Raw genomic sequence first — 12,406 nt, 5'->3', positions numbered from 1 at the left:
CCTCGCCCTAGCCTCGCGCGTAAATCTGCCCGTCCAGCACCAGCGCGTCAGCGCCCGAGAACCGCAGGATCTGGCCGCTCATCGGGACCAGTTCCACCCGCAACGTCTCAGACTCCGCGCTCGCTTCGCCGACAGCCCTCATCACCCCGGCGCGAACCGTCAGCCGGCCCTCGAGCTCGACGATGTCCAGCCGCCCCATCAGCGGATGGCGGTAGGTCCCGACATAGTGACTGTTCGGCTGACCCAGCGACCAGGCGCGCCGCGCCCGGTCAGCGCGGCTGGCGGCCAGGCCGGCGCGACGCTTGTCGATCCGCATCTTCAGAGCGGTCAGTTCCCCGTCATAGACCGCTTCCAGGTCATCGCGTCCGGCCAGACGGTCATAGACGTAGTTGGCCACCAGATCGGCGACCTCGCCGCCCATGACGTCCTCGTTGGCCATCACCGCAACGCCGACGCCGCGCTCGGGCATGAAGGACACATGGGCGCGCGCGCCGGCGAAATTGCCGAAGTGGTGGATCAAGCGCTGGTCGCCATAGCGTCCCGTCTGCCAGCCCAGTCCATAGCCATCGCGGACATAGGGGCCGAACTTGGCGTGCTGCTCGACGATCGGCCGGTGCGTGGAGGCGACAAGGCCCTGGGGAAAAAGCCGGTTCCCCGCCAGGACACCGTCGTTCAACTGGATCTCCAGCCAGCGCGCCATGCCACGGGCGGTGGAAACGAGTCCGCCGGCCGACTGCATGGTGGCGTTGATCTTCTGCAACGGGCTGGGCGCGATGCGGCCGTCGGCGGCGGGCGTGTGGCTCAGAGCGACGCGCTTTCGCCGACGGGCGGCGTCGATCCGGGCTGTGGTGCGCCGCATGCCGGCGGGCTGGAGCACCGCCTGGTCGACCAGATCACGCCAGTCCAGGCCAAAGCGGTCCTGGATCAGCGTCGTGGCGAGGTTGTAGCCGGTGTTGGTGTAGCGGAAGACGTCGTGCGGCGTGTCCTGGCTGCGGGTGGTGGCGCCGAGCAAGGCGCTCATGACCCTGGGCGTGTGCTCGCCCGTGAAGGCGGCGCGATAGGGAATGGCCAGGTTCTCGAGGCCCGAGCGGTGACACAGGAGATCCGACAGGGTCACCGACGCCGCCAGATCGGCGGGCAAGGCGCTCTGGCCGATCCAACGGCTCAACGGCGCGTCCAGATCAAAGGCTCCGCGCTGCGCCATGACCTTGATCGCCAGAGCGGTGAAGGCCTTGGTGGCCGACGCGATGTAGAAGGCCGTGTCGGCGTCCGCCGGGCGGCCGGTCGTGACATCGGCGACCCCGTAACCGGCGGTCATCAGCACCTCATCGCCCCGCACCACGGCCAGCGAGAGACCCGGAACGACGGCGACTGCGGCCAGGGCTCGGCGCACGAAGGCGTCGATCGCGTCAGCCTCTTCGCCTCGTCCGGCGCCGGCGGCCAAGGCGCGAGCGGGCGCGGCAAGCCAGGCCGTGGATGCGAGGGCGGCGATGACAGGGCGGCGTGTGATCATGCGATGGGTCTCTGGATGGGGACGGCAGCTAAGCCGCCATCGCCAATCCGGGTCTTGAACGGAGCAAACCGCGTGTCTCAGGTGACGAAGAGCCGCCTCAAAGCGCCAGGGCTCCAGCCGCTGGCGTGACGCACGGCGCGGGTCATGTGGGCCTGATCGGCGAAGCCGACCTCCGCTGCGACATCGGCCAAGGGCGCCGTCGAGCGTACGACCCGTTCGATGGCCCCGGCCACGCGCCAGTCATGGCGATAGCGCGCCGGCGAGCGTCCATAGGCGCTGCGAAACGCGCGGGCGAAAGCGACGGGATGGCGGCCCAACGTCTGGGCCAACGCCCCCACGGGTTGGTCAGGCGCGCCGACAAGGCGATCCCGCGCCCTGACCAGCCAGGCCGCCGGCGATACGTCTCGCCGCGTCGGCGTGACGGCGCCTGGCTCTGTGGTTTCGCCCAAGGCCGCCCGGGTCAGCGCTGCGTGGCCAGCTTCCCGCGTCTGGCAGGCCTCAAGGCCATAGCGCGCCGGGCCGGCCATCGCGTCGACGCCATGCACCGACAGGATCAACGCCCCCGCGTCGCCGAACTGGTTCTGATGTTCAAAGAGGCTCGGCTTGCGGCTCAGGTACGGACCCTGAGCGCGGATCAGGCCTTCGGGGCTGTCCTCGACATAGTCGCCCGCCAGCAGGAGCGAGGTCTGGGCCTCGGCATGTCGGTGCGCGCGGCAGGTCTCACCGGGCGCGTAGTGCGACAGGACCCAGCGATGATCCGACGACGCGGACAGGATGATGCTGACGGGCATGAGGCGGCCTCCCGTCTGTTAGAGGCCTCGGGCGAGCGCTTTGGAGGCGGGGCGCTGAAACTTTTCTGGCGACAGCGCAGCGGGGCCCGCCGAAGCAGGCCCCGCCCATAAGGTCTAGGCCTTCGCCGAGTCAGGTACGGCGTCCAACTCCCCGCGCTCGCGGGCCTTCTTGCCGTAGACGATCTCGAACAGCGGGCTGGCCATCACCGTGGTGACGATCGCCATCAGCACCAGCATCGAGAACAGGGTCGGGCCGATGATGCCCTTCTGCAGGCCGATATTGATGATGATCAGCTCCATCAGGCCGCGCGAGTTCATCAGGGCCCCGATGCCCATGGCGGTGGGGTGGTCCTCGCCCGTGAGGCGGGCGGCGACGTAGCAGGCGCCCCACTTGGCCAGGATCGAGCACGCCAGGATGCCGAGCGCGATCAGGAACAGCTCCAGCGAGTTGACCATGTCCATCCGGGTGTTGAGACCCGAATAGGTGAAGAACATCGGCAGCAGCAGCACCACGGCCAGCGGCTCGACCTTCTTCTTCAGCTCCTCGGTCAGGCGGCCGCGCGGCATGACCACGCCCATGATGAAGCCGCCGAAGATGGCGTGGATGCCGACGGCGTCCATCAGGAAGGCCGAGACGCAGAAGGCCAGGATCACCAGCGCCAGGACGTGGGTGCTCATCTCGCCCTCCCGCTCGACCATGCGGCCCAGCGGCGCCAGGACCTTCGGGCCCAGGGTCAGCACGATCAGCACCCACAGAAGGCCGCCGCCGATCGCCAGCACCGCCACGCCCGGCCCGCCGCCGAAGGTGGCCAGCACCACGGCCAGCACACACCAGGACACGGCGTCATCGAAGGCGCCGGCGGTCAGGGACAGCGTGCCCAGCGAGGTCTTCTGCAGGCCGCGCTCGTTGATGATCCGCGCCAGCATGGGGAACGCCGTCAGGGCGATGCACGCGCCCATGAACAGCGTCGCCGCCGCCGGGGTGATCGTGGGGGCGAACAGCCCGGGCACCTTCAGCAGGAACGGCGTGATGATGACGGCGATCAGGAACGGCGCGGCGATGCCGGCGAACGACACGCTCATCGCGCTCCTGGCCTTGGCCTTGAAGTGTCCGGCCTGGAAGGTCGTACCGACCAGGAACATGTAGAGGCCCACGCCCAGCTGCGCGCCGACATAGAGGATGTTCCGCGTCTCCTTGGGGAACAGCTCCATCTGGAAATGGGGGAACAGCAAGCCCAGCAGCGACGGACCCAGGACGACGCCGGCGATCATCTCGCCCACCACCTGCGGCTGGGCCAGGAACTTCTTCCCAAGCCAGCCCACCACCCGGCAGGCCAGGATGATCACGGCCAGCTGCAGGAAGAAATGGATGGAGAGATCGTTGGGCGTATAGCTCTGCGCGGCCGCCTTGGTCGCCGGTCCGTGCGGGGACAGGACGTCCATGATCGTGTGCAGCGTGTGCGCGATGATGTCTGACACGTCCTTAGCCCCCTAATGGATCGTCTTTGGCTTTGCGCCTTGGCCGCATGCCCAACAGAGATCGGCCGTTCGCGCAACGGGTCGGGCGCATTTTTGACAGCCTTGTCAGTCGATTGTTTTTGCTGGTCTATCGTCTGTTGCCGCAACGCCACGATGTAGTAACGTACCTACAAGACAGCCTTGTCATTCGAGGCGAGAGGGCAGACTCATGAAGGTCGTCACCAGCCGCGCGTTCAACCAGGATGTCACCCAGGCCAAGCGCGCGGCGCGAATCGAGCCGGTGTTCATCACCGACCGTGGCCGCCCCACCCACGTGCTGATGAGCGTCGAGACCTATCGCCGGCTCTCGGGTCAGCGCGAGACGATCGTCGACCTGCTGGCCATGCCCGCGCCCTCCCCCGCCCTCGACCTGACGCCCGAGCGCTGGGACCGCTGATGCACCTGCTAGACACAGAGGTCGTCTATGAGCTGCGCCACGCCAAGGCCGGCGCGACCGACCCTGGCCTGACCGCCTGGGCCGCGGGCGTGGCGCGGACGAACCTGTTCATCTCAGCGATCACCCTGATGGAGCTGGAGACCGCCGCTGTACGCGCCGAACGCGCCGACAAGGTCCGGGGCGCGGCCCTGCGCGCCTGGCTGGACGAGCGCGTGTCGGCGGCCTTCGAGGGCCGCATCCTGGCGGTCGACGCCGCCGTCGCCCGCCGTCGGGCCCAGCTTCCGCTGCCGCACGCCCGCGACGGCCTGCTGGCCGCCACGGCTCTGGAGCACGGCTTGACCCTGGCGACGCGAGAGACCGCGATCTTCGCCAAGGTCCTGCGCCTGAAGCTCTTCAATCCGTGGAGCTACAAGCCCGAAGCCTTGGACGACGAAGAGGACTGGGGTCTGGCCGCCAAGGCCGGCGGGCAGTGGCTGCGCAACATCTTCGTCCGGGGCTAGGGCGGCCTCAGAGCCTGGGTAGGCCGTCCATGATCGACGTCAGGGCCAGCACGGTCTGCGCCTCCATGGCGCTGTGGCCGGCGTCGGTGATGACATAGGTCGCCGGCGGCGCGCCCGCCGCCTCCAGCGCCTGCACCAGCCGCGAGCCTTGCGTCAGCGGGCAGACCTGGTCGAAGCGGCCATGGACGATATGCACGGGCACGCCCTTCAGCGCGACCACGCCATCGGTGATCTCGCCCGCCTTCAAGAACAGGTCATGGGCGAAGAAGTGGGCCTCGATCTGGGCGAAGCTCAGGGCGAACTCGGCCTCGCCGAACTTGCCCGCGTCGTCGGCGGCCGGGATCATGTTCGAGATCGTGCCCTCCCAGACCGACCAGGCCAGGGCCGCCTTCAGCTGCCCCGCACGCTCGGCGTCAGTGCTCGGCGCCCTGTCGAAGATCGCCTTGTAGGCGCCCATCATGTCGCCGCGCTGGTCGGGCGGGATCACCTCGACAAAGGCCTTCCACTCGTCGGGATAGGTGATGTAGGCGCCCGGCGCGGTCAGGGCGTAGGGCTGAGCCTCATAGGTCTCGGCGTTGCCCTGGTACATGTAGAGCAGGTCCTCCTTCCGCCCCAGGAAGATGCCGCGCAGGATCAGCGAAGCCACCTTGTCCGGATGGCGGATGGCGTAGACCAGCGCGAGAGTGCTGCCCCAGCTGCCGCCGAACACATGCATCTTGCCGGTGATCCCCAGCGCCTCACGCAGGGCGTTGATGTCGTTGACCAGATGGTCGGTGGTGTTGTTGGCCAACGCCTTTTCCGGACCGTCCGCCGCCACCGTCGGGCGGCTTTTCCCGCAGCCGCGCTGGTCGAACAGGATCACGCGATAGCGGTCCGGATCGAAGAAGCGCGACATCACCGGCGCGCAGGCCCCGCCCGGGCCGCCGTGCAGAAACATCACCGGCTCGCCGTCGGCGCGGCCGTACTCCTCCCAATAGAGCTCGTGATCCGGCGCGGTGTCGACCCGCAGCCAGCCCGTGCGCAGCGGCGCGCCTTGCGGATAGGTCCACTCGCTGGTGACCTTGCTGGTCGTGCGAAGCTTCGAGAAATCCATGGTCGAATCCTGCCGAAAGGGGGCGGACACTCTCGCGCTGAAAGATGGGAATCTCTAGGCTCGAAACCTACGCTTTTCCGTGTCATCCCGGCCGTAGCGCAGCGGTGCGCCGGGATGACACGACATTTGGAACGACCATGACCATCGAGATCGAAGACCGCCTCGCCGCCGCCGCTTTCCGCCGTCTGGTCGAGCACCTGCAGATGCGCGCCGACGCCCAGAACATCGACCTGATGGGCCTGGCCGGCTTCTGTCGCAACTGCCTGGGCGACTGGGTCCACGAGGCCTCGGACGGGGCGATCAGCAAGGAAGCCGCTCGCGAAGCCGTCCACGGCATGCCCGCCGCCGAATGGAAGGCAAAGCACCAGTCGTCGGCCACGCCCGAGCAGTTGGCGCGGATGGAAGAGAGCCTGGCGCTGAACGCGAACCTGCGGGCTGAACGCGCGTAAGGGGATGGGCGTATTATCCCTCTCTCTTCGAGAGAGGGAGGGGCCCGCGCCGTCAGGCGTGGGAGGGTGAGTGGTTACGGGGAAAACCGAGAAACCTCAGCCTATTCAAAATCTTCCCCTTCCCTCCCCATCCTGATGATGGTGAAACCACTCACCCTCCCAAGCTTCGCTTGGGCCCCTCCCTCTCTCGAAGAGAGAGGGAATTGGTTGAGCGTTCGCGCGATTTCATCCACCCCCCAAAAACCAGCCCTATCCTCTTCCCACCTCGAAGCACTGGGGAGGGCGCGCGGCCAGCGACCTTCGCGGCTTTGGGGGGCGGTCGAGCGGGGACAGGTTCGAGGGGGATACTCGGACGGTCCGGGGCTGAGCTTGCTGGGCTCACCCGCCCGCCGTCGGCGTGGTTGGAGGCAAAAGGATGTGTCTTAGCCTGTAGTGGCTCGTCCTCTCCGACCGTCGAGCATCTGGGAAACCAGGGGCTCGGGTCCCGGTAAGGCCTGAACAGGGCCACCTGACGGGACGCTGGCGGATAACGGCTGCGCGGAGCGTCGGACTTCGTCGAAACGGTAACAACACAACAGAACTCCGGGCGCGGCCCGGCGCTCCGCATCCCTCCCCGATCCTCACGGTCACGCCGCTGAGCGGCTTCCGCGCGCTCCAATCCTCCCCCAGCGGGGGAGGTGTCGGCCCGAAGGGACGACGGAGGGGGAAGAGGCAGGCTCGGCAGGACTTCCCCCTCCGGCGCTTCGCGCCACCTCCCCCGCTGGGGGGAGGATTTCAGGAGCTCCCATGCCCTCCCCTCGCAAACCTCACCGCAAAGGCGCCTCCCGCTCGGCGCGGCGTCGCCGTCATGAGCAAGCCTGGCTCACCAGGAAGCTCCAGGAGCGCTTCCTGCGCTTCGCTGAACTCCTTGCTGAGAAGAAGCGAGAAGAAGAGGATGACGACCGCGCGCCCTACGACAAAGAAAAAGTCCCCGGCCTTGCGACCGAGGACTTCTCCCTGTTCTTCAAAGAACGAGGGACTTAGCGGATGACCCGCGCGCCCTTGCCCTTCATCACGGCCTCGACCTCTTCCTTGCGCACCATCGAGGTGTCGCCAGGCGTGGTCATGGCCAGAGCGCCGTGAGCCGCGCCGTACTCGACGGCGGCCTGGGGGCCCTTGCCTTCCATGAAGCCGAAGGCCAGGCCCGAGGCGAAGCCGTCGCCGCCGCCGACGCGGTCGTAGATTTCCAGGTTCTCACGCATCATCGAGGCGTAGAACTGGCCGCCGGCGTACAGGATCGCCGACCAGTCGTTGACCGAGGCGGTCTTGGCGTTGCGCAGGGTGGTGGCGGCGACCTTGAAGTTCGGGAACTGCTTCACCGCCGTCTCGATCATCTTCTTGAAGTTGGCCGGGTCGATCGAGCTGATGTGCTCGTCCAGGCCTTCCACTTCGAAGCCGAGGCAAGCGGTGAAGTCTTCCTCGTTGCCGATCATCACATCGACGTATTGGGCGATGTGACGGTTGACCTTCTGAGCGCCTTCCTTGCCGCCCTGCGACTTCCACAGGCTGGCGCGGTAGTTCAGGTCGTAGGAGACGACAGTGCCGTACTTGCGGGCCACTTCCACGGCTTCGATCACGGCTTCCGCCGTGTTCGAGGCCAGGGCCGCGAAGATGCCGCCGGTGTGGAACCAGCGCACGCCTTCTTCGCCGAACAGCTTTTCCCAGTTCACTTCGCCGGGACGGATCTGCGAGGCGGCCGAGTGACCTCGGTCGCTGCAGCCCAGGGCCGGACGGACGCCGAAGCCCTTTTCGGTGAAGTTCAGACCGACGCGCGTGTTGCGGCCCAGGCCGTCGAAATCGCGCCAGATGATGTGGGAGGTGTCGACACCGCCCTGCATCATCAGATCCTCGACCAGCCAGCCCAGGTCGTTCACCGGCAGGGCGGTGACGGCCGTCGAGCGCTTGCCCCAGCACTTCTTGAAAGCGCGGGCGACGTTGTATTCGCCGCCACCTTCCCAGACCTGGAACTGACGGGCGTTGCGGACCCGGCCGAAGCCCGGGTCGAAACGCAGCATCACTTCACCGAAGCTGGCGCAATCCCACTTCGTCTCCGAAGCCGGGCGGATGTTGAGGATGTTGTCGGTCATTTGGTCTTAGGCCTTCCCACGAACCTTCTTGATCAGGTCTACAGTCTCGCGGACCTTCTTGGAGATGCCCGCGTAGTCCTTGGCGTCCAGCAGCTCTTGGGTGATCAGCTTGGAGCCCATGCCGGCGGCGACGATGCCCGCGCCGAACCACTTCTTCACCGAGGCTTCGTCCGGATCGACGCCGCCCGTCGGCATGATGCGGGTCCAGGGCATCGGGCCCAGCACCGCCTTGACGAAATCGGGACCGCCGACCGACGAACCCGGGAACACCTTGACGATCTCGCAGCCCAGCTCTTCGGCGTAGGAGATTTCCGAGGCCGAACCGCAGCCCGGCGAATACGGGATCTTGCGGCGGTTGCAGACCTTGGCGACATCGGCGTTCAGGATCGGGCCGACGACGAACTTGGCGCCGTTGGCGATGTAGATGCCGGCGGTGGGCGCGTCGACGATCGAGCCCACGCCCATGATCACGCGCGGATCGGCCTTATCGAAGTAACGGGTGACTTCGTAGAAGACGTGGCTGGCGAAATCGCCGCGGTTGGTGAACTCGATGCAGGGCGCGCCGCCGTCGGCGCAGGCCTGGATCACGTTCTTACAGACCTCGACGTCCGGGTGGTAGAACACCGGAATGACGCCCTGGTCCATCAGGGCGGTCAGCACCGCCATACGGTCTTTCACCATCTCAAACTCCTTCCCGAAGGATCGTTCTTGCGCGAAGGACCGCATGGGCCGCCGCGCGAGCAATATTTCGCCGGAATTGGCTCAGGGCGTTCCCTTAGACCGCGTCGCGCTCGCGCGCCACACCGGGCTTGCCGCAACGTCAAACTAAGGGATGCGACCACGCTGAAATCGGCCTTGGCAGCCGGCTTCGCGCGAAAGCTTTCCGATGGACGTTTCCTTCCCCTGACCTTTTCCTTCGGCCCGCCGCGCTCGCCGCCCGACACAAAATTGAGGCGCCGGACTCCGCCGACGCCCCGAAAGTTTGCGCAGGAGCGAGCTCAAAGAGCCGCAAAACGAGACGGACCGACCACGACGCCGAACCGAAACGTAATGACACCGGTTACCGAGAGCAGCAGAGCCGTCTTTGCCACCGGTGTCATTGGCAGATAATCAGAAACCGAAGAAGAGCGCAAGCACCGTTACGCGAGATTTTTTTAGCCCTAACCCCTTGGATTCACGGGTCTTCCACGACCCGAAGAAACACCGCTCCCTCAGCCCGTATTGCGCAGGCCCGCCGCGATCCCGGCGACGGTGAGCTGAATCGCCAGACGCAGCTCTTCGTCGCTGTCACCCGCCCGGCGGCGCGACAGAAGCTCCAGCTGCAGATGGTTCAGCGGATCGACCGAGCGGCTGGCCAAGGCGACCGACTCGGCGAGATCAGGCTGGTTATCGAGCAGCGCGGCCCCACCCCGGATCGCCAGGGCCAGGCCGTTCGCGGCCTCGTGCTCACGCCGGATGGTCGCGAAGATCCGCTCGGCGTTGGCCTTGTCGGGCGACAGGGCGACATATCGCGCGGCGATGCCCATCTGGCTCTGGGCCAGGGCCAGCTCCATGTTCGACAGCAGGGAGGCGAAGAAGTCGAAGTTTCCAGCCAGATCGCGCAGCTGCTCGACCGAAAGACCGGCCCGCTCGACGCCCGAGGCGAAGCCGTACCAGCCGGGCAGCATGAACCGCGCCTGCGACCAGCTGAACACCCACGGGATGGCCCGCAGGTCCTCGATCTTGCGGCTGGCGGTGCGGCTGGCCGGACGGCTGCCGATATTGAGGCCGACGATCTCGCTGATCGGCGTGACCGACCAGAAGAAATCCTCAAAGGCGGTGTCGTCATAAACCAGCGCCCGATAGCCGTGGAACGAAGCCTCGGCCAGGGCGGTCATCGCCGCCTCGACCTTGGAGTCACGCTTGGGGATCGGGCGGTCGCTGGCCATCAGCACGGCGGCGGCCAGGCCGTCGAGATTGCGGCGCGCGGTGGGCTGGTCGCCGAAGCGGCGGGCGATCATCTCGCCCTGCTCGGTCATGCGGATGCGCCCCTGGACGGTGCCGGCGGGCTGGGCCAGCACGGCCTCTGCAGCCGGCCCTCCGCCCCGCCCGACGCTGCCGCCGCGACCGTGGAACAGCTGCAAACCGACGCCCATCCGGTCGGCCTCGTGGGCCAGAGCCGAAGCGCCCGTCGCCACGCCCCGCCGGCTGGCGACATAGCCGCCGTCCTTATTGCTGTCGGAATAGCCGAGCATGATTTCCTGCACCGGCCGATCACCCAGGATCGTCCGGCTGAGCGGCAGCTCCAGCCACTGGCGCAGCACGGCCGGACCATTTTCGAGGTCGCCGATGGTCTCGAACAGCGGCGCGACCTTGACCGAGGCGCGCGGCGCGGCCCCGCCCCAGACCAGGCCAACCTGCTTGAGCAGAACGAGCGGCTCGAGCATGTCGGACAGGGTCGCCGACTTCGAGATGATGTAGGCGCCAAGGCAGCCATGACCGTAGTCGCGCACCGCCTGGGCGGCGGCCTCCATGGTCGCCAGCTCCTTGCTCGTCTCCTCGCCATAGGCGGTGAACGGCGAGACCAGCGGGCGCTGGTGCGACAGCTCGTCGATCAGCACCTTGCAGCGGGCGTCTTCGTCGAGCTTCAGATACTCCACGCCCGTGCCGGCCCGGCGGAACAACTCGTCCAGGGTCCGCTCATGGACATCGGCGTTCTGGCGCAGGTCCAGGCTCATCAGGTGGAACCCGCAGGCCTTGGCCACCTCGACCAGGGTGCGCAACGCCGAGCCCACTAGGCGCTGACCGCCATTGCGCTCCAGGCTGTCGATGATCACCGACAGGTCGGCGACGAAGGCGTCCGGATGCGCGTACGGCTCGACGCTGGTCACCCCCGACGCAAAGGCTACCGGTGCGCCGGTCAGCTTCTGCGAGACGGCGGTCAGACGGTCAAAGATCAGCTCCAGCGCCAGGCGATAGGGCTCGTCGATCCGGTGGACCGAAGGGTCCTTGGCCTGGGCGGCCAGGGCCAGCAGCTCATCGGAAACCGGCGTATAGGCGGTCGAGACCGCCAGATTGGACCACAGCTTGCGCACCTCGCCGGCATACCAGTCGAGGATCACGCGGGACTGCGAGCTCAAGGCCAACTTCAGCGTCTGGCCGTTGACGCCGGGATGGCCATCGCGGTCGCCGCCCAGCCACGACCCCATCTTCAGCAGCGGCGCCAATTGGCCGTGCTGGCCGATCTTGCCGGTCCAGTCGCCGTAGAGGTCGATGATCGCCGGCAGGATCGAGGTGCGGACGATCGACAGCGCGTTGCGGATCTCATCCTTCACGGTGATCCGCTCGGGACGATAGAGGCGCGTGCGCCACATCAGGGCGATCTCGCGGAACAGGCTCTCGCGGATCTCGGCGTCGAGGTCCGGCGGCAGGTGATGGCGACGCAGGGCCATCAGGCGCGAGATCTCGGTCTCGCGGTCGACCATGCTGCGACGACGCACTTCGGTCGGGTGGGCGGTCAGCACCGGCACGACGTTCATCGCCGCGAAGATCTTGGCCAGTTCGGCGTCAGACTTGCCTGCGGCCTTCAGCGCCTTCACGGCGTCGATCAGGGTGCGGGGGCGCTCGTCACCAGGCTGGGCGTCGGCCTCGGCGTGGCGACGGCGGCCGGCGACGTCCTCGCCGATATTGGCCAGCAGCGAGTGGCTGGCGAAGGCCCGCGCCAGGAACACGGCCTGCTCGGTCGTCAGGTCGGAGAACAGGTGGTCGAGCAGCGGCGTGTCGCCATTGACCACGTCTTCGCGCGAGGCCGCCTTGCGCGCCTTGGCCACCAGTTCAGCCTTCTCCTCGCCCTCCAGATAGGTGATCGCCTCGATCAGCAGATCGCTGAGCAGATGGGCGTTCTGGCGGACGTGGCGGCTGGTCGGACGGTCGACGTCGATCGACAGGGCCGGGTTGCGCATGCGCGGACTCCAGGGACCGCACGACCGGCGGTCCCGAACAGGATTGGATCAAGAAGACGCGTCGACGCTCCGGAACGA

11 protein-coding genes and 3 pseudogenes are annotated in these 12,406 nt (G+C 67.1%); 4 read left to right on the top strand and 10 right to left on the bottom strand.

Annotation, left to right across the window (positions count from 1 at the left end; genetic code table 11):
* Positions 1-7: 7 nt before the first annotated feature.
* The 3 genes from OVA11_RS10725 to OVA11_RS10715 all read right to left on the bottom strand — a co-directional run bounded on the left by OVA11_RS10725 (position 8) and on the right by OVA11_RS10715 (position 3,783).
* Entirely contained in the window at positions 8-1,513 is a 1,506-nt protein-coding gene (locus OVA11_RS10725) for a serine hydrolase domain-containing protein (RefSeq protein WP_268067369.1), read from the bottom strand.
* A 77-nt stretch (positions 1,514-1,590) separates the two neighbouring features.
* Positions 1,591-2,304, bottom strand: a complete 714-nt coding sequence (locus tag OVA11_RS10720; RefSeq protein ID WP_268067368.1) for a helix-turn-helix transcriptional regulator — start codon at positions 2,302-2,304, stop codon at positions 1,591-1,593.
* Positions 2,305-2,418: 114 nt separating this feature from the next.
* The gene (locus OVA11_RS10715) at positions 2,419-3,783 is read right to left on the bottom strand and encodes a cation:proton antiporter (RefSeq protein WP_268067367.1); all 1,365 of its coding nucleotides are present in this window, start codon (positions 3,781-3,783) and stop codon (positions 2,419-2,421) included.
* Positions 3,784-3,991: 208 nt separating this feature from the next.
* Here OVA11_RS10715 and OVA11_RS10710 point away from each other — a divergent pair, with 208 nt between their 5' ends.
* Complete coding sequence (locus tag OVA11_RS10710; protein ID WP_268067366.1) at positions 3,992-4,219, top strand: type II toxin-antitoxin system Phd/YefM family antitoxin; 228 nt, start codon at positions 3,992-3,994, stop codon at positions 4,217-4,219.
* A complete protein-coding gene (locus OVA11_RS10705; protein WP_268067365.1) occupies positions 4,219-4,719 on the top strand; it encodes a type II toxin-antitoxin system VapC family toxin in 501 nt (166 codons plus the stop codon). Before OVA11_RS10710 ends, OVA11_RS10705 begins: the two co-directional genes overlap by 1 nt.
* Positions 4,720-4,726: 7 nt before the next feature.
* Here the strand turns inward: OVA11_RS10705 and pip are convergent, their stop codons facing one another.
* On the bottom strand, positions 4,727-5,812 hold the full coding sequence (pip, locus tag OVA11_RS10700; RefSeq protein WP_268067364.1) for a prolyl aminopeptidase: 1,086 nt from the start codon (positions 5,810-5,812) through the stop codon (positions 4,727-4,729).
* Positions 5,813-5,949: 137 nt separating this feature from the next.
* On the opposite strand from pip, the gene OVA11_RS10695 reads away from it, so the two are divergent.
* A complete protein-coding gene (locus OVA11_RS10695; RefSeq protein WP_268067363.1) occupies positions 5,950-6,261 on the top strand; it encodes a DUF1244 domain-containing protein in 312 nt (103 codons plus the stop codon).
* Between the two features lie 263 nt (positions 6,262-6,524).
* Here OVA11_RS10695 and OVA11_RS10690 read toward each other — a convergent pair.
* Positions 6,525-6,868, bottom strand: a pseudogene (locus OVA11_RS10690) (hypothetical protein); the annotation flags it as partial.
* 55 nt (positions 6,869-6,923) lie between these two features.
* Positions 6,924-7,039: pseudogene (locus OVA11_RS10685) on the bottom strand (NlpC/P60 family protein); the annotation flags it as partial.
* Positions 7,040-7,047: 8 nt separating this feature from the next.
* Between OVA11_RS10685 and OVA11_RS10680 the strand changes: the two are divergent.
* On the top strand, positions 7,048-7,284 hold the full coding sequence (locus OVA11_RS10680; RefSeq protein WP_268067360.1) for a hypothetical protein: 237 nt from the start codon (positions 7,048-7,050) through the stop codon (positions 7,282-7,284).
* On the opposite strand, the gene OVA11_RS10675 is transcribed toward OVA11_RS10680, so the two are convergent.
* From OVA11_RS10675 to ppc, 4 genes and pseudogenes are all read right to left on the bottom strand, one after another.
* Complete coding sequence (locus OVA11_RS10675) at positions 7,281-8,387, bottom strand: sugar kinase (protein WP_096033124.1); 1,107 nt, start codon at positions 8,385-8,387, stop codon at positions 7,281-7,283. The two genes, OVA11_RS10680 and OVA11_RS10675, sit on opposite strands and share 4 nt — an antisense overlap.
* Before the next feature lie 6 nt (positions 8,388-8,393).
* Positions 8,394-9,068, bottom strand: a complete 675-nt coding sequence (locus OVA11_RS10670; RefSeq protein ID WP_013078701.1) for a bifunctional 4-hydroxy-2-oxoglutarate aldolase/2-dehydro-3-deoxy-phosphogluconate aldolase — start codon at positions 9,066-9,068, stop codon at positions 8,394-8,396.
* Positions 9,062-9,444, bottom strand: a pseudogene (locus tag OVA11_RS10665) (hypothetical protein). The gene OVA11_RS10670 and the pseudogene OVA11_RS10665 overlap by 7 nt, the downstream one beginning before the upstream one ends.
* Before the next feature lie 154 nt (positions 9,445-9,598).
* Complete coding sequence (gene ppc / locus OVA11_RS10660; protein WP_268067359.1) at positions 9,599-12,328, bottom strand: phosphoenolpyruvate carboxylase; 2,730 nt, start codon at positions 12,326-12,328, stop codon at positions 9,599-9,601.
* Between the last annotated feature and the right edge of the window lie 78 nt (positions 12,329-12,406).

The organism is Caulobacter sp. SL161 (assembly GCF_026672375.1).
In the GTDB taxonomy this organism is placed as follows: domain Bacteria; phylum Pseudomonadota; class Alphaproteobacteria; order Caulobacterales; family Caulobacteraceae; genus Caulobacter.
This window is presented reverse-complemented; position numbering and strand designations above follow the sequence as displayed.

What these genes read in the sequence shown, in the direction of transcription:
- OVA11_RS10725 (WP_268067369.1), bottom strand. Translation starts at nt 1,513, where the DNA reads ATGATCACACGCCGCCCTGTCATCGCCGCCCTCGCATCCACGGCCTGG.
- OVA11_RS10720 (WP_268067368.1), bottom strand. Translation starts at nt 2,304, where the DNA reads ATGCCCGTCAGCATCATCCTGTCCGCGTCGTCGGATCATCGCTGGGTC.
- OVA11_RS10710 (WP_268067366.1), top strand. Translation starts at nt 3,992, where the DNA reads ATGAAGGTCGTCACCAGCCGCGCGTTCAACCAGGATGTCACCCAGGCC.
- OVA11_RS10705 (WP_268067365.1), top strand. Translation starts at nt 4,219, where the DNA reads ATGCACCTGCTAGACACAGAGGTCGTCTATGAGCTGCGCCACGCCAAG.
- pip (WP_268067364.1), bottom strand. Translation starts at nt 5,812, where the DNA reads ATGGATTTCTCGAAGCTTCGCACGACCAGCAAGGTCACCAGCGAGTGG.
- OVA11_RS10695 (WP_268067363.1), top strand. Translation starts at nt 5,950, where the DNA reads ATGACCATCGAGATCGAAGACCGCCTCGCCGCCGCCGCTTTCCGCCGT.
- OVA11_RS10680 (WP_268067360.1), top strand. Translation starts at nt 7,048, where the DNA reads ATGCCCTCCCCTCGCAAACCTCACCGCAAAGGCGCCTCCCGCTCGGCG.
- OVA11_RS10675 (WP_096033124.1), bottom strand. Translation starts at nt 8,387, where the DNA reads ATGACCGACAACATCCTCAACATCCGCCCGGCTTCGGAGACGAAGTGG.
- OVA11_RS10670 (WP_013078701.1), bottom strand. Translation starts at nt 9,068, where the DNA reads ATGGTGAAAGACCGTATGGCGGTGCTGACCGCCCTGATGGACCAGGGC.
- ppc (WP_268067359.1), bottom strand. Translation starts at nt 12,328, where the DNA reads ATGCGCAACCCGGCCCTGTCGATCGACGTCGACCGTCCGACCAGCCGC.